Genomic DNA, 17507 nt, shown 5'->3' on the forward strand with positions numbered 1-17507 from the left:
CATCCTACCAGTAATGTCTGGTAAGCCAAAGGGAAAATTATGCACTTTTTCTGTCTGTATTTGTTACTATTGGCTTTTATTCCTGTTGTTAAAAAAGCCTCATGAAAGCAAAATCAACTCGTTCTAAATTACATCCGCGCAATCAACACAAAAATGGTTACGATTTTAATTTGCTTACCTCGCAAACCCCTTCGTTAACTGCTTTTTTAATTACGACGCCAGCAGGCAATCAAAGTATTGATTTTAGTAATAACTTAGCTGTAAAAACCTTAAATCAGGCGCTATTAAAAAGTCATTACAACATTAACTTTTGGGACATTCCTGAGCACAACTTATGTCCACCTATTCCAGGTAGAGTAGATTATATTCATTACTTAGCTGACTTACTCAGCGAAGATAATCAGCAGGTTATTCCCACTGGCCGACAAATTAAAGTGCTTGATATAGGCACTGGCGCTAACTTAGTTTACCCACTAACAGGCAGTAGCGAGTACCAGTGGCATTTTACCGGTAGCGACATCGATTTAGCAGCAATAAAAATAGCCAAACAACTCGCTCAGTTTAACGATTTAAAAATAACCCTTAAGCAGCAAAAAAATCCCGAGCATATTTTTAAAGGAGTGATTACTGCGAAAGACTTATATCACCTAACGATGTGTAACCCGCCATTTCACGCCAGTGCAGAAGAAGCCAATAAAGGCAGTGAACGTAAATGGAAAAACTTAGGCAAAGCGCCTTCGCAAGCACTTAATTTTGGCGGACAAAGTAATGAGCTGTGGTGTGAAGGCGGCGAACTGGCCTTTATTTCTAACATGATCAAAGAAAGCGCTCAGTACAGTGAGCAAGTGATCTGGTTCACCTCGTTGGTTTCTAAAAAAGAGACCCTTGCTGCTTTACAAACACAGCTAAAACAGCTTCCTATTTGCGACTATAAAATCGTTGAAATGGCACAGGGGCAAAAAGTCAGTCGCTTTATTGCGTGGAGTTATTTTGATAAAACGACCCGTGAACAAATTTGTGAAGAATTCATATAACAACCATAAGGACCACTCATGATAGATTTTCGCTCAGACACAGTGACCAAGCCTTGCAATAAAATGCGAGATATTATGTATCATGCCCCGGTTGGCGATGATGTATACGGCGATGATGAAAGCGTTAACCAATTGGAAGCCTATGCTAGATTGCGCTTTAATGTGGCCGATGTATTGTTTTGTAGCTCCGGCACGCAAACAAACTTATTGGCATTAATGGCGCATTGTGAGCGAGGTGATGAGTATATTTGTGGGCAAAGTGCTCATAACTACAAGTTTGAAGGCGGTGGCGCTGCCGTTTTAGGCTCTATTCAACCACAACCTATTGAAAATGAAGCCGATGGTAGCCTATGTTTTACTAAAATTGCTGCTGCAATAAAACCCGATGATAGCCACTTTGCGAAAACGCGATTACTGAGCCTTGAAAACACCATAGGTGGCAAAGTACTGGGTATTGATTATTTAATTAAAGCACGTGAATTTGTTGATCAACATAACTTAGCACTGCATTTAGATGGCGCGCGAGCATTTAATGCCGCAGCCGAGCTTAACCTTGATATTAAAGAAATCACCAAACATTTTGATTCAGTCTCTATTTGTTTATCGAAAGGCTTAGGTGCGCCAGTTGGCTCATTATTATTAGGTTCTGAGCAGTTAATCGCTAAAGCAAGACGCTGGCGTAAAGTGCTTGGCGGCGGTATGCGCCAAGCGGGTATGTTAGCTGCTGCGGGGCAATATGCGTTAGAAAATAACACTCAACGTTTAGTCGATGATCACGCTAATGCGCGTTATTTAGCACAGCAGTTAAGTGAAATTTCAGGCTTTGAAGTAAATATGAGTAATACCACAAATATGGTTTACGCTACGTTTGATAACAGCATAAACATCACAAAGCTAGCAGCCGATTTAAAAGCACAAGGCATTGTGTTTAGCCCAAGTAAGCAACTTAGGCTAGTAACCCATTTAGATATTACTAAAGCGGATATAGATACCTTTATTAAAGCCTTAACGGCCCATATTTAACGACGCTTTGTAATGCTTGCGGCACACCGACTCATAACGGTCGTTGCCGCCAATTTCTACTTGCTTACCATCGGCAATAGCCTCACCATTTTCATCGGTACGTAATACGTGATTTGCTTTACGCCCACAATGACACACCGTTTTAAGCTCAATTAGCTTATCAGCCCAAGCAAGTAAATACTGTGACCCTATAAACAGCTCCCCTCTAAAGTCGTTGCGCAATCCGTAACACAATACGGGTATTCCTAACTCATCAACCACATCGGTTAACTGCATAACTTGGTCTTTTGATAAAAACTGACATTCATCCACCAGCACACAATGGCGTTTTTTATCTGCATTAAGAACTTGAATCAGCGCAAAAACATCTATATCTGCATCATAAATATGCGCATCTGCTTGCAAGCCAATACGTGAGGATACTTTACCTACTCCGGCTCTATCATCGATAGCCGCCGTGAGGATCACCGGCTCCATACCACGTTCTTTATAATTGAATGCAGATTGTAGTAAGGTGGTTGATTTACCTGCATTCATTGCAGAGTAGTAAAAGTATAGTTGCGCCATTGTCGTGCCTTCAAATAAAAAGTGCGCTTATGCTACCTTAAAGTGCTCAGAATACAAATTTGGATACGTTATTTAGCTATTTATTTTGCTTCATGCTCTAGTAACCATTGCTTGCGCTCTAAACCACCTGCATAACCAGTTAGTTTTTTATTTGCACCAATAATACGATGACACGGCACAATAATACTGATTGGGTTTTTACCATTTGCAGCCCCTACCGCTCTCACAGCTTTAGGGTTGTTTAACTGCTCGGCAATATCTTTATAAGTCGCCACTTTTCCAAAGGGTACACTACACAATGCCTGCCATACGCTTTGCTGAAATGGCGTGCCGCCAGTATCGAGTTCTAAATCAAACTCGGTACGCGAATGAGCAAAGTACTCATTAAGCTGCGCCACACAAGATAAAACATGTGAATTAGTCACCTTATTTAAAGGCGTACTGATATAACTGGTCGGTGGATAAAACCCCACATAACTAATACCTTTTTCAGTTGCCTGAATAATAATATCGTCAATCGGGCTTGGTAAACTGGTTTGCACTATCATAATTGCTGCCAAAGTTGAAAAGTTAAGTAAGATCGAAATGGTGCACAGTTCGCAGATTCAAAAGAGCTTGCTGCCGCTTGGGCTTTTTTAACCCCTAAATCACCATCGAGTAAAATATCGGGCTGGCTTTGGCCGCGTAACTTTGCATAATTAACCGTCCATGGGCCAATCCCTTTTAAACTAAGCCATTGATCTAAGTCATCACAATCGGGATTCACGGCACAAAATTCAGCGAGGTTATGCAGGGCATTTTTACGCGCCTGTGGCATTTTAAAGAATGCAAAATCACTGTGTGCTAACACTTCAGGCTCAGGAAAATAGACCTGTTGGTGTTGCTTTTCACCAAGTTGTGTTACTAAATTAGTCACTAGGTTGTGCGCCGCCGCTACACTGACTTGTTGCCCAAGTACAGCCCTAACTCCCGCCTCAAAACTTGACCAAATACCCGGTAGCCTTAAGCCTTTAGTAAGTGGAAATGCATTATTAATGTGTTCGCTTAAATGCGCCTCAATTAAATAAGTATCTGCATCTAAATCAAGTACACGGCGAATGTTGTTAATAACTGGCTGTAAATATTGCGTATTATCTATATCAATTTGCACCCGAAAATGATGTTTATCTGCAACAAACTCAGCATCAAAGCGCCCTCTACACGATTTATAAGTAAAAGTACGCCCATAACTGGTTGGCGTTAACCACTCTATTGGCTGAATTAATCGTTTTGCTAAAAACCCATGCAATGCCTGCCAGTTATACGGCGGACGAAAAGGCAAAATTAAGGTGAGCCCAATATCAGTTGGGTGCTTGGCGGTTCTGAGTGCTGAGGGCGCAATATTAAGTTGTTTTAAAAAAGCATCATTAAAACGCCGAACACTTTTAAAGCCTGAGGCAAACGCTATCTCGGTAAGCGGTAAGCTAGTTTCTTGAATTAATTTTTTTGCAAAATGACATTGGTTAAACAATCGATATTGCGTGATAGAAATGCCAAAATATTGAGAAAATAATCGCCTTAAATAACGGCTGCTTATTCCTAAACGCGTGGCTAGCTTTTCGCAGTCGTGCTGATTATCCTGATCAATTAATTGCTTGGCTCGTAGAGCCGTTGTTTTTGTTCCCTGCCAAGCCGCACTTCCTGGTGCACTATCTGGCCGACAACGAATACAAGGCCTGAAACCAGCTTGCGCGGCAGAGTGCGCAAACTGATAGTAGACTACATTTTTTTCGTGAGCTGTGGGCGCAGGGCAAATTGGCCTGCAATAAATACCGGTACTTTTAACGGCTACATAAAAAAGCCCATCGAAACGCGCATCACGACTTTGACGTGCTTTTTGCCAGTGCTGATCACCCATAAAATGCTCTTGTAAATTAGGTAGCGCTTAGCTTAGCAAAAACTAAGCGTATTACTGGCCATATTCGGCACTAATCTTTATTTGCAAAATCAATTAATGCCTGACCCGTTAAACGATATATAATCCATTCATTTTGTGGCTCAGCGCCCATGCTATTATAAAAATCAATCGCGGGTTTATTCCAATCAAGTACCACCCATTCAAAGCGACCACAGTCTTTATTGATTGCTCTGTTTGCCAGTTCTTTCATAATGGCTTTACCAGCCCCATTTCCGCGGCTATCTGGGCTCACGTATAAATCTTCTAGGTAGAGGCCATTTTTACCTAACCAAGTCGAGTAGTTGTAAAAATACACGGCAAAACCAATTGGCTCATCATCTTGTAAACATATTAAACTGTGCGCCGTTGCGCCTTCACAAAACAGGGTGTTTAAAATGGCTTGCTCATCGGTTTTAACTGCATCAGGTTCTTTTTCGTAAATAGCAAGCTCATTGATAAAGTGTAGAATTGTTTTTGCATCACTTGGCTTTGCATCGCGAATTTCTATTGCTGTGTTCATTGTTATTGACCCTTAAAAAACTACTTTTATGCCTGGTAAGCATCTAATTTAATATAAAAAGTGCTTAACTAATTATGATAATTTAAGCCATTAATACATTTATTTATACCCTAGCATATCGTTTTATATTCAATAAGTAACGTTCATGAGCTTATTTCAATTTATTCATTAGGGCATTAAAAAAACAAATTAAAACAACGCTTTTATATATGGCAAAAAGTTGTCATTATGAGTACACAGTAAAGCAATGAGGAAGTTTAACTAAAATGGGTCATGGTCATTCACACAGTCACGTTGATGATAACCAAAGTGATAAACAGCTCACTCTTGCCGTATTTATAAATGTTTTACTGACTGCAGTGCAAGTTGTTGGCGGCGTATTTTCCGGCAGTCTTTCATTAATTGCCGATGCATTACATAACCTAAGTGATGCGGCCTCAATTTTTATTGCCCTCGTTGCTCGAAAAATTGGCAATAAGCAAGCTGATACAACCCACCATTTTGGCTACAAACGTGCAGAAATTCTAGCAACTCTTTTTAATAGCACCACGTTAATAGTCATCGGTGGTTATTTAATTTTTGAGGCCATAAGTAGTTATTTAAACCCTCAACCTATCAATGGCTGGATCATTGTGTGGGTTGCTGCAGTAGCGCTATTCATTGATTTAGTCACTGCATTATTAACCTTTAAAGCCGGCGCTAAAAACAACATGAATATAAAGGCGGCGTTTATTCATAATGTGTCTGATGCCATGGCCTCTATTGTGGTTATTATTGCCGGTACTTTAATTATTTTATACCAGTGGTATCTAGTTGATTTAATAGCGACGATATTGATATCACTGTATGTTATTTATCACGGCGTATTATTACTTAAAGCCAGCTGCAGCATTTTAATGCAGGCAGCCCCCATTGGTTTTGACCAGCAACTTATCAGTAAAAAGTTACTGCAACAGTTTGCCATTACTCAAATAAAATCAATAAAAGCATGGCAACTCGACGATAACACCACACACTGTGAAATTGTGATGCAAACAGATACCCTTATTGAGCTTAACGCCATTAAACATTATTTACATGATGAATTTGCAATTGAGCACTGTGTAATCGAGTGTTACTAATCACTGTTTTCAATAACCAAAATGATTACATTAAAGCTCTAAGTAGGTTTACTTATATTAGATAGACTTCTCAGCGGTTTTTATTTAAACCGCTACAAAAATACGATAGATAAGTATTATCACAAATTAATTAAATTAAAGAGTACTGATAGTTGCTGCTGCAAGGGGCAGCATTAAGTTTTCAGCTTTATCTGCTTTTTTCACGGATATTTGTGTAAACAATAAATGTCCACTTCCCTGCTCCTTAGCCTTTCTTACTTCATTAATTACAGAGCCGTGAGCTGGGTGCAAAGACATCCCCCCGCTACAATAGCAATAATTAGATTACGAGAGTGGCTACAAAATAAATTGAGTGAAAAAACTCAGTTGTGTAAATATTTCAGTTTTACTGTATTCATCCCAGAATTCGAAGTAATAAAGCGTAAAAGAACAACCTCAACACTTAGAATAGCTGCAATACTTTACTTAATAACCTTAGTAAGTATGCCTTTTTATGTTATAAAAAATGTAACTTGCTGATCTAAAATACAAATAACAACTTGTCCATTTGTCAGCCAGCAATGCAAACTTAAACGAGAATCAAACTCAATATTAACCATATGATTTATAAGTAAATTACTTGCAATTCTGTGCCTATATACTAGACTAGCCACAATTAGAATTTTTAGGATAAGCGCTATGAAAGGTAATCAAAAAGTAATCGACGCCTTCAATACATTGTTAGCTAACGAATTAGCTGCTATTGACCAGTATTTTATTCATTCTCGTATGTACGACGATTGGGGCTTAAACAAACTTTATGAGCGTCTTAACCATGAAATGGAAGAAGAAAAAGATCACGCTGATTGGTTAATTAAACGTATTCTTTTTTTAGAAGGCGTACCAAACATGACCAAACGTCGTGACCTCTTAATTGGTAGCGATGTAAAAAGCATGATGCAAAACGACTTAACCTTAGAACTTGAAGTGGTTGAGTGTGTTAAAGAAGTTATTGCCATCTGTGAACAACAGCAAGATTATCAATCACGTGAAATTCTAGAAAAGCTATTATTTGATACCGAAGAAGATCACGTCTACTGGTTAGAGCAACAATTGGGTCTGATTGACAAAATTGGCACTCAAAACTATCACCAAGCTCAAATGGGCGAATAAGGACTTATATTATGAAAGGCGATAAAGACGTTATTGCAGCACTAAATAAAGTACTTGCTAATGAGCTTGTGGGTATTAACCAATACTTTTTACATGCACGTATGTTTAAAGATTTTGGTTTTAGTAAACTAGACAAAGCTGATTACAAAGTATCGATACAAAAAATGAAAAACGCCGACCGTTTAATTGAGCGTATTTTATTTTTAGAAGGCTTACCTAATCTTCAAGATTTAGGACGCTTACGCATTGGCGAAAACAGCGAAGAAATGATTGCCGCTAACATGAGCTTTGAACTTGATACCGTAGACGAGCTACGTGCTGCCATTAAACTCGCTGAAAGTAAGAAAGATTACATTAGCCGTGAAGCGCTCGACAACATTTTAAATGAGCAAGAAGAGCAAATTGATTGGCTAGAAACACAGCAACTACTGATCAAAAATACTGGGCTTGAAAACTACTTACAATCACAACTGTAAGCTAAAGTTATAAATACAAAAAAAAGCAGCTAAGGCTGCTTTTTTTATGTTTAATTTTTAAATGTTAAACCAATTCGTTTAGGTAGGCCTATTTATGTAGATTACTATTAAGCCACTTGATCGGTTATATCTGCAATTTGAATCAGTTTACGATTGAGGATCTTTTTAGTACAGCAACAACACTTACCGCACTGGCTGCCCACTTTAAGCTCTTTAGTTAGCTCGCGCATGGTAGTAGCACCATCGTCGATGGTTTGCTCAATTTTTTTATCGGTCACACCGTGACAAAGACAAATATACATGAATACAAACAACTCTTACTTTCATTTAGTAGGTTTATACTAATCTAAACGAAAATAGTTATCAATTGGTTTTTTATAAAATTTGAATTTTTTGCATTTTTTTTGGCCATCGCCACTTAAATTGAGAATTCGCGGCAGCTTGAGAATTGTTTGAATTTCATTCGAACTATGGCACTTAAATTGAGATTTATTAACTAAAGTCTCGCCTTAAATTTAAGTAAGTTTAGATTTAGGTAAATAGTTGAATGATTAAAATGAATTACATTAAGTCTGAAGAAACCTTAATGTATAAATATAGAATTAGTGCGTGGACTATTTCCGGTTTGTGCCATGAGCAGTCATTCATGATTAACTCGTTTCTGTTTCTGCCCCAAAGTAAGTTAGCGGGTACCGTCTAGCAAACTATGGGAAGTCCAATTGGGTGTTTGCGAACGACTCGCCATAGCATGTGGTATCACCAGTAAAGGCCCTTGTAGAAGCTCAAAAACAAAGGGAATTAACATTGCGCTAGGCAATTACTACTTAGCGTCACAAGGTTTGGTGTCATTGAAAGATATTTGGATCAATATTCATTACGGGAGATGAACCGCCCATTGCGGGCCCGCATGATGGGTGGTGTGAGGGCTGGGGGTTAGAGATCTCCGGCTACCCGATTATACCTTTGATTTTATTAGCTCAGCAATTTCTAAAGCAATCTCTTCAATTGTATGAGTGGCTGTACTGCGAGCGACTTTGTCTGCAATTGAGGGACTAAAATCTACTACTTGCTGTTTTGTAATGTTGTGCCAAATGGGGAGAAGAACTTGTTCACCCGAAACAGTTCTCGTAACGATTCCATCAAGCTCATAGTTCGTCCAGCCTTTCTTTATAAACGAAGGTGATAGAACAACCAGCCCTACTTTACTATTGGCAAGTCCTTTGTCTATTTTTTGTCTCAGGCTATCACCAATTCTAAGCGTCATTTCGTCGTACCAAACATTCAGCCCTTGAGCTATAAGCGCATCTGCTAGAGGACGAACAAAATCATCTTTATCTTCGGACGCGTGTGAAATGAAAACGTCATGAGTATCTCCGCCAGATTCTGTCGGAGGTGGGATATTGTCACGAACTAAGCTTGGAACTTCCGCCAGTGGACGATCTTGAATTGCGGGAAGTGCACCCGGCAGTATTCGTACAGATGCTTTAGCACTCCCCCTCAACCCTTGCATATCAACAGCAACATGCCAGTGACCAGAATGAGGAATCTGAAGTCTTAAAGGCGATTTCTTTGCCAAGCCACCGATATAGCGGTGTCGCCTTCCGCTCTTATAATTATTGAAGTCAGAACTGTTCATTAGACGAACATTAGCGCCACTGGTTAAAGTAACCTCAACAATCTCGCCCGCCTTCCTTTGACCTAAATCATTATGAATGAATTGCAAACCTGCTTACTCCTGATAGGGCATAACGCCCGCATAAAGCGCGCGAGATACGAGCGTCGCCTTTGATGCGTTTGTTAGCTGTTTTTACCATATCCACGGCCTAACTAATGATACAACTAAAATTGCGTCGTCGTTAACTAACTTAATTAAACGCTGCATTAGTGACATAAAGCAGCGTGTTGTTATCATATTTATTGGCTCCCCTTTGCTAGGTTATTGTTTCAAACCGGCTAGCTGCTTAAGGGCATGTTGATTGTTCGGTGAAAACTCCAGCACTTTTTCGTAATTAGCTATCGCTTCTGGCTTATTGCCAAGCGCAGCATAGGTTTCACCTAGGCTATCGTAGGCATTGGCATTATCGGAAAACAGATGAACATTTAGCTTAAATATCTCTAATGCCTTTGCCAGTTCATTTTTAGCGACATAGCGATAGCCCAAAAGGTTAACTTCTTGCACATCAAACTGTGCACTTGCTTTCATTTTATCCGCTAGAGCAATGGCTTGGCTAAAGCCCTGTGTTTTCATTCCTTGGAAAAGTGTGAATAAGTCTTTTGACAGTCCCCAACCGTTTTCAGCTTTCATCTCCGGGTAATAAAAGCCAGCAATTTCATCGATAAAGAATATCGGTAAGCTACCTATCCTATTGGTTAATACAATGATGGTTAAGTTATCTTCAGGATAAATCACCATAGAATTAGCATCGCCACCACTGGCACTCACTGCTGGATGTTGTTCTCGCCCAATCGTTTGCCAACCAAGAGCATAGCCATTTTCTAAATTACTAAAGCCTGCGGTTTTACCATTATTTAAACGAGTAGGTGTCCACAACTCTTTAAGATGATCCTTATCAAGGAGTTTTTGTTGTTGAAGCGCTATCGCGTAATTAGCAAGCTCAGTCGCCGTTGCACTCATACCCGCCGCGGTTCTAAAAAATGGGTCGAAAGTGATCTGTACCGCCTTAAACTTTCCTTGATTGCCCCCAACGTATGGACGAGCTTGATTAGCAACTATGGATTCAGTATGGGCAAAACCTGCCGCTAAGGTGATAGGCATATCGAGTTTAGCTAACTGATTTTGCTGAATATAGTTGGTAAACGGCTGGCCCGATAATTTATCAATAATTTTACCCAACAAAATGTAACCTGTTTGGTTGTATTCAAAACGGGTATTGGTTTCATAACGCATCGGTAAAGTAAGTACTTCCTGCCACGCCGGTTCGGGTTGACCATTGGCAATTAAATCAACCCAATGACCATTTAATATTTTGGGGAGACCAGAGGTATGGCTTAGCAATTGGCGGATAGTTAGTGATTGCCACCCTTTTGGCAAATCATCTAAATGCTTTGAAAGCGGATCGTTAACTGATAACTTGTTTTCTGCCGCAAGTTGCATAATTGCAACACCGGTAAAGGCTTTAGTCATCGAAAAAATAGGAAAAGGGGTATGGTTTTTTACCGTAACTTGGTCTTGCAAATTTGACAGACCGTAGCTGGCTTTTTTTATCAGCTTATTGTCTTTGACGATTGCCAGTTGTAATCCTGGAATATTGGCTGTGCGCATTTTCTCCAGCAGAAAATCGTCTATTTCATCGGCCTTTACCTGTGGCAGTGCATTGGTTAGTAATAATATACTTAATGAGAGAATGTGTAAGTGGTTACGAATGCTTTTCCTGAACATTGGAACGCGGTTTCCTTAATTGTAATGGTTGAGATGAAACACCTTTTATAAGTAAAAATATTAAAAGATGCAGATATGGCTCGAAGTTAGTTATACATTCATGCTCGAATATCGGCGCTCATAGTCTACCGAAATTCGAATTAATAATAATAACTTAGATGTTTTATATTAAGAGACAATTAACAGTTCTAATAAACCAAAACTGCTCCCCACATAGAATGATACTATTGATGATTGCAATATACTCAGTATAAAGCTAACAATTTAATAGTGCGCACATCGCGCATATTTCTACCGACTGAACGCTCATTTATCTATTTTGTATAGTTTTAACAAATTACCTAAGGCATTACTATTACTAAGTTTTGTAAATTTTTTAGGTAAAGTTAAATGAACTAATATGCGCGCAGCGCTCATTTTCATGAATATATGCGCAAAGAGCAGTTTAACCAATCAATTAACGACGATATTTGGCCAATCTCAATGTCCGATTATCGCTCTTTGCCGAAGTACGCCTGAGTGCCAAAAACAGCTATTCCGGTATAACTCGTCTCTGCCCCAAAGTGAGTTTGACCAAGCTAATAATAAATTAGGCAATCTAATATTATCAAAATTAAATATCTGAATGCCTAAAATAGCAAGTAAGAATATTCCCACGCTGTAATTAAGGTGTGTGGCTTTCCACGGGGATGCTACATGTCAAAATATTTGACCATTTTCTGGATGGTATTAAACGTAATATCCAACTCTTCTCGAGTGAGTTCTATCGCCGCTTTCGCTGCCCATAATGCTTGTTTGTTATCGAGAAAATCATAAATGCGTTTACCTTCAGCAGTCAGAGTGACGTGCTTCGCCCGTTTGTGGCTTGGGTTATCAACAAACTTGATTAGACCATCTTTTGCCATCACATCGACAATTCTTTGGCTAGCCTGCCTACTATGCCCCATTTCTCTACCTATTTCCGGCACGGTGAGCCGTACATCTGACTTTTCTATTGCGCCCATAATTTTCCAGCGAGCACTGCTTAAACCGAATTCTTCACTAATTCGATCGCCTTCCGTGTTTAGTAAGCCGCTTACTTTAAATATAGCCAGAACGACCTTAGTGAAGGCTTCGCCATCTGAATTCATGAAACTATCTCCCATGCTAAATTGACAACATATTGTCAATTATAGTCCGTAGGTCAATAATATGAAACAGATAATCCACCGAACCGCCGCAATAACGGCAACTATATGTGTCGCTACTTTCTTTAGCAGCACCTTGTTGGCTGAATTGTTTGGCTCTATTGAAGCGATTAGGCAAGTGAAGTCCCTTATCGTTTCTCCAGGTTTATTTATTTTGGCTCCTGCTATTGCCCTAACGGGAGCTACAGGGTTCTCATTGGCAAAACAACGCTCAGGGCGAATAATAAATAGAAAGAAAAAGCGCATGCCTTTCATTGCTATGAATGGTGTTTTCATCCTAATTCCCGCCGCTATTTTCCTTAATCAATGGGCTACTGAAGGAAACTTGGATACTCAGTTCTTTTTACTTCAAGCGGCTGAACTGATAGCTGGCGCAGTTAATTTGGTACTTATGGCAATGAACATCATCGACGGTAAGAAATTTATACATAAGAAGAGGTAAGCTCATGAATAACGCGATTCATTTTGGTCACGCAACCCAAATTATGGCGTTGTCAGCACTGTTGCTCGTTCCTAGTGCTACGGCATTTGCAGATGAAGCAGCATTTAAAAAAGAATGCAGTTCCTGCCACCCTGGAGGTGTGAAAGGTTGGATTTCTGGCGCACCGAATGTAAAGAAAGCGCAAGAGTGGGCTGAGTATCATCAGAGCCATAATGAAGAGGAGAACCATCGTGATGAATGGACTTAATGATCACAAGGTAAAAGGTGGTTGCAAAAACTGTTCTGATGATGAGAACAACGGGGCTCTGGACTTTATTTTTGCAAATACTAAATGAATGATAATAAGGAGCTAGGATGAAACGCTATTCTACAGTTTTGGTGGTGCTGCATTGGGTATTAGCCCTATTTATTATGATTGCTCTGTTTATGGGGTTTGATATTGCATCACTTTCCTACGAACTTGATCTCAAGGTGGACCGTTTGGTTGTCCATATCATTGCTGATGCTCTTTGGTATATCTATTAAATTGATTGATTAGTAAGGACGAAAAATGTCACTAGAAGGTGCAGCTACATTTTTTGTAGCTATGTTTATATTTGGTATTACTCCTGGACCGGGGGTTTTTGCCATTTTGGCTCGTGCCATGGTGTGTGGACCGCAGAAATGCTTCATGCTAGCGATGGGCATGGTTAGTAGTGATCTTATTTACCTGATTTTTGCATGTTTTGGTCTCGCTACCATTGCTGAAAATTGGTCGGTAGTATTTGTTGTTATTCGTTATTTAGGCGCAGCATATTTGATTTATCTTGGTTATAAAATGTTTAAAGCTTTGCCTCATGTTAAGGACACGGTTCAGGCCGAATCAGAAGAGCAAAAAAAAAATGCGATATTGGCTAGTTTTACTCAAGGCTTTCTGATTTCAGCGTCAAACCCTAAAGTAATACTTTTTTACATCTCGTTTTTACCGACGTTCGTTGATCTGACAGTTTTGCAAGTTCAAGATATTGTTCTCGTTTCAATACTTTCATTTGTTGCTTTGATGTCTGGGCTAATGCTGACTTCTTTTGGGGCAGGTCGAATGGTAAAAATGCTGAAGACACCACTTGCACATAAGAGATTAAATCAAAGTGCGGGGGGGATTATGATAGCAGCAGGCTCTTATCTAGCGATAAATGGATAGCGTCCTGTTCTTGAATGCTTAACTTTCTTAGGTTAGTGACGCTCGCTTCTTCCCGATAGCAAGCAAAAAAAGCTCTCAGTCTCAGCAACGAGTTCTGGTAAGTTGCCCTACCAGAACTGATCTAAAGCCAAAAAGTGGAGCAAATGATCTAACACGAAACTGTCCAAAAACGAGTTTGAGCGACCGTCTGTTTCTCGCTCTAAGCGCAGTTCAATCACACATAATTTGCTTGGCGTTTTGCAAAAAATGACAAGATTACCTACCCCCCTATCTGCAGTAACAATAATAAAGATTGATTGGATTATGCGAGTAAAAGCTTTTTGAAATGAGACTTGAGTTATTAACTTAAAGCGCAAGAATTATAAACCCTGAATAATTTTCATATAAAAATTCAGTAAAATTTTTTATCCATATTATACTTTTTTATTATTGCTGTAATTTTGGATAACTATGTTAAACAATTATTCTGTGCGTACCCGTTTAGCAGTGCTTGCATTGCTACCAATTATGATTTTTTTAATTACATCGTTTTTTTCAATAAACACAATGGGAAGGTTAGTAGCAGGGATTGATAGTTTATACGACGATCGTGTCGTACCACTTAAGCAAATTAAACATGTGTCTGATAATTACGCTGTAAATATTGTTGACTTACTTCACAAGTATCGTGCTGAGTCTATTACCAAATCAGCGCTTTTAGCTAATATTAATGATGCTAGAAATACGGCTGATGATGAATGGAAAGCCTACCTGAGCACACAGCTAACAGCTGAAGAGAAGCGCTTAGTAGACAATGTAGAAAGTAAACTACAGCCCGTGCTTACGCACTTAAATAATTTAATTTTAAGCATTAATAGTGGTGAGTTTTTATCACTACCACAAAATCAATTTGTTTATGAGCTTTACCAACTCTTTGATCCGCTAAGTGCCAGCTACCAAGCTTTAATTGATTTACAGCTTAAAGAAGCGAGTGATTTTAAAGTTAAAGCCGATGAGAATTATCAGTTTATAAAGTTGATTATGAGTGCCACGATCGCAATATTAATTTTACTGTTACTGATTGTTGCTTACTTTATTTATTCTTCGATACAAAATCCACTAATGTCATTACGCGATACCATAACGCACATTGCGACCAATGCTGATTTAACAGCTCGTGCTGAGGTTCAAGGTAAGGATGAGATTGCAGATACCGCATCTAACTTTAATGATATGCTACTTCGGATCCAAGGTTTAGTAAAAGATATGGCAGGCGCAACGCTGACACTTGCCTCAGCAGCTGAAGAAATGAACTCTATTAGTATTCAGGTTGCCAGTACAGCAACGCAGCAAGAGCAACAATCGGCTATGATTGCAACTGCAATTACTCAAATGAGCAGTGCAATAGAACAAGTTGCTCAAAACGCGCAAACAACCTCCGACAAGGCTACAAGTGCCGATATTAAGGCAGGCCAAGGGCAGCAAGCTGTTGCTGATAATATAGAGTCAATAAATACTCTCTCAGCTTTAGTTAATACAAATACGCAGCTCATCACAGATCTAAACACACAAACCAATGATATAAACCAAGTTGTTATGATGATTCAAAGCGTTGCTGAGCAAACTAACTTGTTAGCTTTAAATGCAGCTATTGAAGCAGCAAGAGCTGGCGGTTCTGGTCGTGGTTTTGCCGTTGTAGCCGATGAGGTAAGGCAACTTGCCCACAATACTCAAAAGGCAACCGCTAGTATTAATGAAATGATCACTAAACTACAAGGCATGGCTCAGCAAGCTGTTAATGCCATGGGTAACGCAGAAAGCAGCGCTAAAGAGAGTGTTGACCATGCTAATTATTCTTCGCAGGTGCTCAGCGAAATTAACCGTGAAGTTACTGAAATTGCAGATATGAATACTCAAATATCAACCGCAACACAGGAGCAAAAAATGGTCGCAAATGAGCTAAGCAGTAATATTAATGAGTTTAGCGCGAGTATCACGTCGGTTAGCGAAAGCTCACAGCAAAATGCACAGGCATCGCAAGAACTTGCACAGCTTGCGGCAATGCTACAAGGGCAAGTTAATGTATTTAAAGTTTAGGTACTTTCATTTTGCCGCATGTTAGGAGTTATACCTTAAATGAAAGCCTTATTTGCCATCATTTAAAATTATTAATTGATGGCATGCTTGTTACTTTAAGCACTAGTTTGATTTGACAATATATTTATCCAATCACTGGGGTTTGAGAGTATAAACTGATACGAGCTGCCATCTTGCGTGAAAACCTCTATCGCATCAGCTGTTATTGGAACAAGGCCTGCGCCTTTGCCTTTACATTCAACCACTTTTAAAATTGTATCACGGGCAATTGTATATGGTTCTAACCCTAATTTTTCATTAAAAGGTTCAAAATTTAAGTCGGTTTGCGTAATCCAAAACTTTCCGTCCGCTTTCATAACTCCATTTTGAATGGTTGCCATTGTTGATTTAACGACTGTTGATTGCATATTTAAATTCCTTTACACGTGCATATAATTTCAAATTGTTCAACTTCCTTCTGTTTATTATTACAGCTAACTTGATAGCCAAAAGCAAGTTTATTTGTGCACTAACGCCACAAAGCCACCTTTTAAATTTAAAAGTTACCCGCATATATTTACCTACTTTAAACTTTGTGGGATAATCGCTGCCCTCTTAGGGGAGTAGCCCGCTCAGTAATGAGTAAACTTATCAACATAATTGCACCTCATGTGCATGGTAAGTTTGTAATGTTGTAGCAAGCGTTATCGGCGAGACCTAGGTAGACACTATCCTCATGGCGGGAGATAGCTGTTTGCCTTGGTTTAGTATTCCCGCCTGAAGATTATATTAATGGATATTTTTTTAACCTCTACCGTCACTGTTGCCCTTGCTGAAATAGGCGATAAAACCCAGCTTTTATCTTTACTATTAGCTGCTCGCTTTCATAATAAAATTGCACTTATTTTAGGCATTCTCGCTGCTACTATTATTAATCATGGTTTATCTGCATGGTTTGGTGATTGGCTAAGCGGAAACTTTGCCGTCGAATACTTACCTTGGATAGTCAATATAAGCTTTATTGTGGTAGGGCTGTGGCTACTTATTCCAGATAAAGATGAAGAAGTGAGCCATAAATACGACCGCTATGGTGCATTTTTAGTGGCCTTAATCTTATTTTTTATTGCTGAAATTGGGGACAAAACACAAATTGCAACCGTGTTGCTCGGTGCACAATATCAATCAGTACTTTGGGTTACGCTGGGTACTACAGTAGGCATGTTAATTGCCAATGTCCCTGTTATTTATGCCGGTAAGGCGTTACTAAAAAGAATTCCATTAAATACCGTAAGAGCGATAGCAGCCAGTGTTTTTGTACTGTTGGGTATTTATGGTTTAGTGACTATATAATGATTAAATAACGTTTAAATCACTCTTTAATCGTTAAACAATAAAAAGCGCTTGCCTACTTTTA

General features: G+C 39.2%; 21 protein-coding genes and 1 riboswitch. Of the genes, 11 read left to right on the forward strand and 10 right to left on the reverse strand.

The annotated features are described in order from the left end of the window. Nucleotides 1–101: 101 nt before the first annotated feature. The gene (gene rlmF / locus N523_RS0102275) at nt 102–1034 is read left to right on the forward strand and encodes a 23S rRNA (adenine(1618)-N(6))-methyltransferase RlmF (RefSeq protein WP_028834145.1); all 933 of its coding nucleotides are present in this window, start codon (nt 102–104) and stop codon (nt 1032–1034) included. Between the two features lie 18 nt (nt 1035–1052). Continuing rightward, the gene (gene ltaE / locus N523_RS0102280; protein WP_028834146.1) at nt 1053–2057 is read left to right on the forward strand and encodes a low-specificity L-threonine aldolase; all 1005 of its coding nucleotides are present in this window, start codon (nt 1053–1055) and stop codon (nt 2055–2057) included. Here the strand turns inward: ltaE and N523_RS0102285 are convergent. The 4 genes from N523_RS0102285 to N523_RS0102300 all read right to left on the reverse strand — a co-directional run bounded on the left by N523_RS0102285 (nt 2040) and on the right by N523_RS0102300 (nt 5080). Then, nucleotides 2040–2624 (reverse strand): thymidine kinase, encoded by a 585-nt coding sequence (locus tag N523_RS0102285; protein ID WP_028834147.1) that lies wholly within the window; start codon nt 2622–2624, stop codon nt 2040–2042. The two genes, ltaE and N523_RS0102285, sit on opposite strands and share 18 nt — an antisense overlap. Nucleotides 2625–2704: 80 nt before the next feature. Beyond that, nucleotides 2705–3172: a methylated-DNA--[protein]-cysteine S-methyltransferase gene (locus tag N523_RS0102290; protein WP_028834148.1), complete on the reverse strand. Its 468-nt coding sequence runs from the start codon at nt 3170–3172 to the stop codon at nt 2705–2707. Continuing rightward, on the reverse strand, nt 3169–4521 hold the full coding sequence (locus N523_RS0102295) for a DNA-3-methyladenine glycosylase 2 family protein (RefSeq protein WP_028834149.1): 1353 nt from the start codon (nt 4519–4521) through the stop codon (nt 3169–3171). Before N523_RS0102295 ends, N523_RS0102290 begins: the two co-directional genes overlap by 4 nt. Before the next feature lie 70 nt (nt 4522–4591). Next, entirely contained in the window at nt 4592–5080 is a 489-nt protein-coding gene (locus N523_RS0102300; RefSeq protein ID WP_016899173.1) for a GNAT family N-acetyltransferase, read from the reverse strand. Nucleotides 5081–5346: 266 nt separating this feature from the next. Here N523_RS0102300 and N523_RS0102305 point away from each other — a divergent pair, with 266 nt between their 5' ends. Further along, nucleotides 5347–6201, forward strand: a complete 855-nt coding sequence (locus tag N523_RS0102305) for a cation diffusion facilitator family transporter (protein WP_028834150.1) — start codon at nt 5347–5349, stop codon at nt 6199–6201. Nucleotides 6202–6336: 135 nt separating this feature from the next. Here N523_RS0102305 and N523_RS19510 read toward each other — a convergent pair whose 3' ends face one another. Further along, complete coding sequence (locus N523_RS19510; protein WP_013463108.1) at nt 6337–6498, reverse strand: hypothetical protein; 162 nt, start codon at nt 6496–6498, stop codon at nt 6337–6339. A 381-nt stretch (nt 6499–6879) separates the two neighbouring features. On the opposite strand from N523_RS19510, the gene bfr (N523_RS0102320) reads away from it, so the two are divergent. Both bfr (N523_RS0102320) and bfr (N523_RS0102325) read left to right on the forward strand, forming a co-directional pair. Then, the gene (gene bfr / locus N523_RS0102320) at nt 6880–7353 is read left to right on the forward strand and encodes a bacterioferritin (protein ID WP_024602407.1); all 474 of its coding nucleotides are present in this window, start codon (nt 6880–6882) and stop codon (nt 7351–7353) included. Between the two features lie 11 nt (nt 7354–7364). Then, a complete protein-coding gene (gene bfr / locus N523_RS0102325; RefSeq protein ID WP_008112262.1) occupies nt 7365–7829 on the forward strand; it encodes a bacterioferritin in 465 nt (154 codons plus the stop codon). Nucleotides 7830–7936: 107 nt separating this feature from the next. Here the strand turns inward: bfr (N523_RS0102325) and N523_RS0102330 are convergent, their stop codons facing one another. The 4 genes from N523_RS0102330 to N523_RS0102350 all read right to left on the reverse strand — a co-directional run bounded on the left by N523_RS0102330 (nt 7937) and on the right by N523_RS0102350 (nt 12359). Continuing rightward, nucleotides 7937–8131 carry a (2Fe-2S)-binding protein gene (locus N523_RS0102330; RefSeq protein WP_013463106.1) on the reverse strand — a complete coding sequence of 65 codons (195 nt, stop codon included), beginning with the start codon at nt 8129–8131 and terminating at the stop codon, nt 7937–7939. Between the two features lie 653 nt (nt 8132–8784). Next, complete coding sequence (locus N523_RS0102335; protein ID WP_028834151.1) at nt 8785–9552, reverse strand: DUF1883 domain-containing protein; 768 nt, start codon at nt 9550–9552, stop codon at nt 8785–8787. A gap of 213 nt (nt 9553–9765) precedes the next feature. Next, the gene (locus N523_RS0102340) at nt 9766–11229 is read right to left on the reverse strand and encodes a serine hydrolase domain-containing protein (protein ID WP_036949680.1); all 1464 of its coding nucleotides are present in this window, start codon (nt 11227–11229) and stop codon (nt 9766–9768) included. Between the two features lie 692 nt (nt 11230–11921). Then, nucleotides 11922–12359, reverse strand: a complete 438-nt coding sequence (locus N523_RS0102350) for a MarR family winged helix-turn-helix transcriptional regulator (protein WP_028834153.1) — start codon at nt 12357–12359, stop codon at nt 11922–11924. Between the two features lie 61 nt (nt 12360–12420). On the opposite strand from N523_RS0102350, the gene N523_RS0102355 reads away from it, so the two are divergent. From N523_RS0102355 to N523_RS0102380, 5 genes are all read left to right on the forward strand, one after another. After that, entirely contained in the window at nt 12421–12858 is a 438-nt protein-coding gene (locus tag N523_RS0102355; RefSeq protein ID WP_028834154.1) for a hypothetical protein, read from the forward strand. Nucleotides 12859–12862: 4 nt separating this feature from the next. Beyond that, on the forward strand, nt 12863–13105 hold the full coding sequence (locus tag N523_RS0102360; RefSeq protein WP_028834155.1) for a hypothetical protein: 243 nt from the start codon (nt 12863–12865) through the stop codon (nt 13103–13105). 107 nt (nt 13106–13212) lie between these two features. Continuing rightward, nucleotides 13213–13383, forward strand: coding sequence for a hypothetical protein (locus tag N523_RS19455; RefSeq protein ID WP_155949119.1), 171 nt, complete (start codon nt 13213–13215; stop codon nt 13381–13383). Between the two features lie 25 nt (nt 13384–13408). Next, nucleotides 13409–14038: a LysE family translocator gene (locus N523_RS0102375; protein ID WP_028834156.1), complete on the forward strand. Its 630-nt coding sequence runs from the start codon at nt 13409–13411 to the stop codon at nt 14036–14038. Between the two features lie 450 nt (nt 14039–14488). After that, nucleotides 14489–16114: a methyl-accepting chemotaxis protein gene (locus tag N523_RS0102380; RefSeq protein WP_028834157.1), complete on the forward strand. Its 1626-nt coding sequence runs from the start codon at nt 14489–14491 to the stop codon at nt 16112–16114. Between the two features lie 95 nt (nt 16115–16209). Here the strand turns inward: N523_RS0102380 and N523_RS0102385 are convergent, their stop codons facing one another. Further along, complete coding sequence (locus N523_RS0102385; protein WP_013463090.1) at nt 16210–16521, reverse strand: hypothetical protein; 312 nt, start codon at nt 16519–16521, stop codon at nt 16210–16212. A gap of 178 nt (nt 16522–16699) precedes the next feature. Next, nucleotides 16700–16802: riboswitch (yybP-ykoY riboswitch) on the forward strand. Nucleotides 16803–16885: 83 nt separating this feature from the next. On the opposite strand from N523_RS0102385, the gene N523_RS0102390 reads away from it, so the two are divergent. After that, nucleotides 16886–17443 carry a TMEM165/GDT1 family protein gene (locus tag N523_RS0102390; protein WP_024601069.1) on the forward strand — a complete coding sequence of 186 codons (558 nt, stop codon included), beginning with the start codon at nt 16886–16888 and terminating at the stop codon, nt 17441–17443. The last annotated feature ends 64 nt before the right edge of the window (nt 17444–17507 follow it).

The organism is Pseudoalteromonas sp. 23_GOM-1509m (assembly GCF_000518425.1).
GTDB classification, from domain to species: Bacteria; Pseudomonadota; Gammaproteobacteria; order Enterobacterales; family Alteromonadaceae; genus Pseudoalteromonas; species Pseudoalteromonas tetraodonis.

Coding starts and splice junctions, on each gene's coding strand:
- rlmF (WP_028834145.1), top strand. CDS start 102: ATGAAAGCAAAATCAACTCGTTCTAAATTACATCCGCGCAATCAACAC.
- ltaE (WP_028834146.1), top strand. CDS start 1,053: ATGATAGATTTTCGCTCAGACACAGTGACCAAGCCTTGCAATAAAATG.
- N523_RS0102285 (WP_028834147.1), bottom strand. CDS start 2,624: ATGGCGCAACTATACTTTTACTACTCTGCAATGAATGCAGGTAAATCA.
- N523_RS0102290 (WP_028834148.1), bottom strand. CDS start 3,172: ATGATAGTGCAAACCAGTTTACCAAGCCCGATTGACGATATTATTATT.
- N523_RS0102295 (WP_028834149.1), bottom strand. CDS start 4,521: ATGGGTGATCAGCACTGGCAAAAAGCACGTCAAAGTCGTGATGCGCGT.
- N523_RS0102300 (WP_016899173.1), bottom strand. CDS start 5,080: ATGAACACAGCAATAGAAATTCGCGATGCAAAGCCAAGTGATGCAAAA.
- N523_RS0102305 (WP_028834150.1), top strand. CDS start 5,347: ATGGGTCATGGTCATTCACACAGTCACGTTGATGATAACCAAAGTGAT.
- N523_RS19510 (WP_013463108.1), bottom strand. CDS start 6,498: ATGTCTTTGCACCCAGCTCACGGCTCTGTAATTAATGAAGTAAGAAAG.
- bfr (WP_024602407.1), top strand. CDS start 6,880: ATGAAAGGTAATCAAAAAGTAATCGACGCCTTCAATACATTGTTAGCT.
- bfr (WP_008112262.1), top strand. CDS start 7,365: ATGAAAGGCGATAAAGACGTTATTGCAGCACTAAATAAAGTACTTGCT.
- N523_RS0102330 (WP_013463106.1), bottom strand. CDS start 8,131: ATGTATATTTGTCTTTGTCACGGTGTGACCGATAAAAAAATTGAGCAA.
- N523_RS0102340 (WP_036949680.1), bottom strand. CDS start 11,229: ATGTTCAGGAAAAGCATTCGTAACCACTTACACATTCTCTCATTAAGT.
- N523_RS0102350 (WP_028834153.1), bottom strand. CDS start 12,359: ATGAATTCAGATGGCGAAGCCTTCACTAAGGTCGTTCTGGCTATATTT.
- N523_RS0102355 (WP_028834154.1), top strand. CDS start 12,421: ATGAAACAGATAATCCACCGAACCGCCGCAATAACGGCAACTATATGT.
- N523_RS0102360 (WP_028834155.1), top strand. CDS start 12,863: ATGAATAACGCGATTCATTTTGGTCACGCAACCCAAATTATGGCGTTG.
- N523_RS19455 (WP_155949119.1), top strand. CDS start 13,213: ATGAAACGCTATTCTACAGTTTTGGTGGTGCTGCATTGGGTATTAGCC.
- N523_RS0102375 (WP_028834156.1), top strand. CDS start 13,409: ATGTCACTAGAAGGTGCAGCTACATTTTTTGTAGCTATGTTTATATTT.
- N523_RS0102380 (WP_028834157.1), top strand. CDS start 14,489: ATGTTAAACAATTATTCTGTGCGTACCCGTTTAGCAGTGCTTGCATTG.
- N523_RS0102385 (WP_013463090.1), bottom strand. CDS start 16,521: ATGCAATCAACAGTCGTTAAATCAACAATGGCAACCATTCAAAATGGA.
- N523_RS0102390 (WP_024601069.1), top strand. CDS start 16,886: ATGGATATTTTTTTAACCTCTACCGTCACTGTTGCCCTTGCTGAAATA.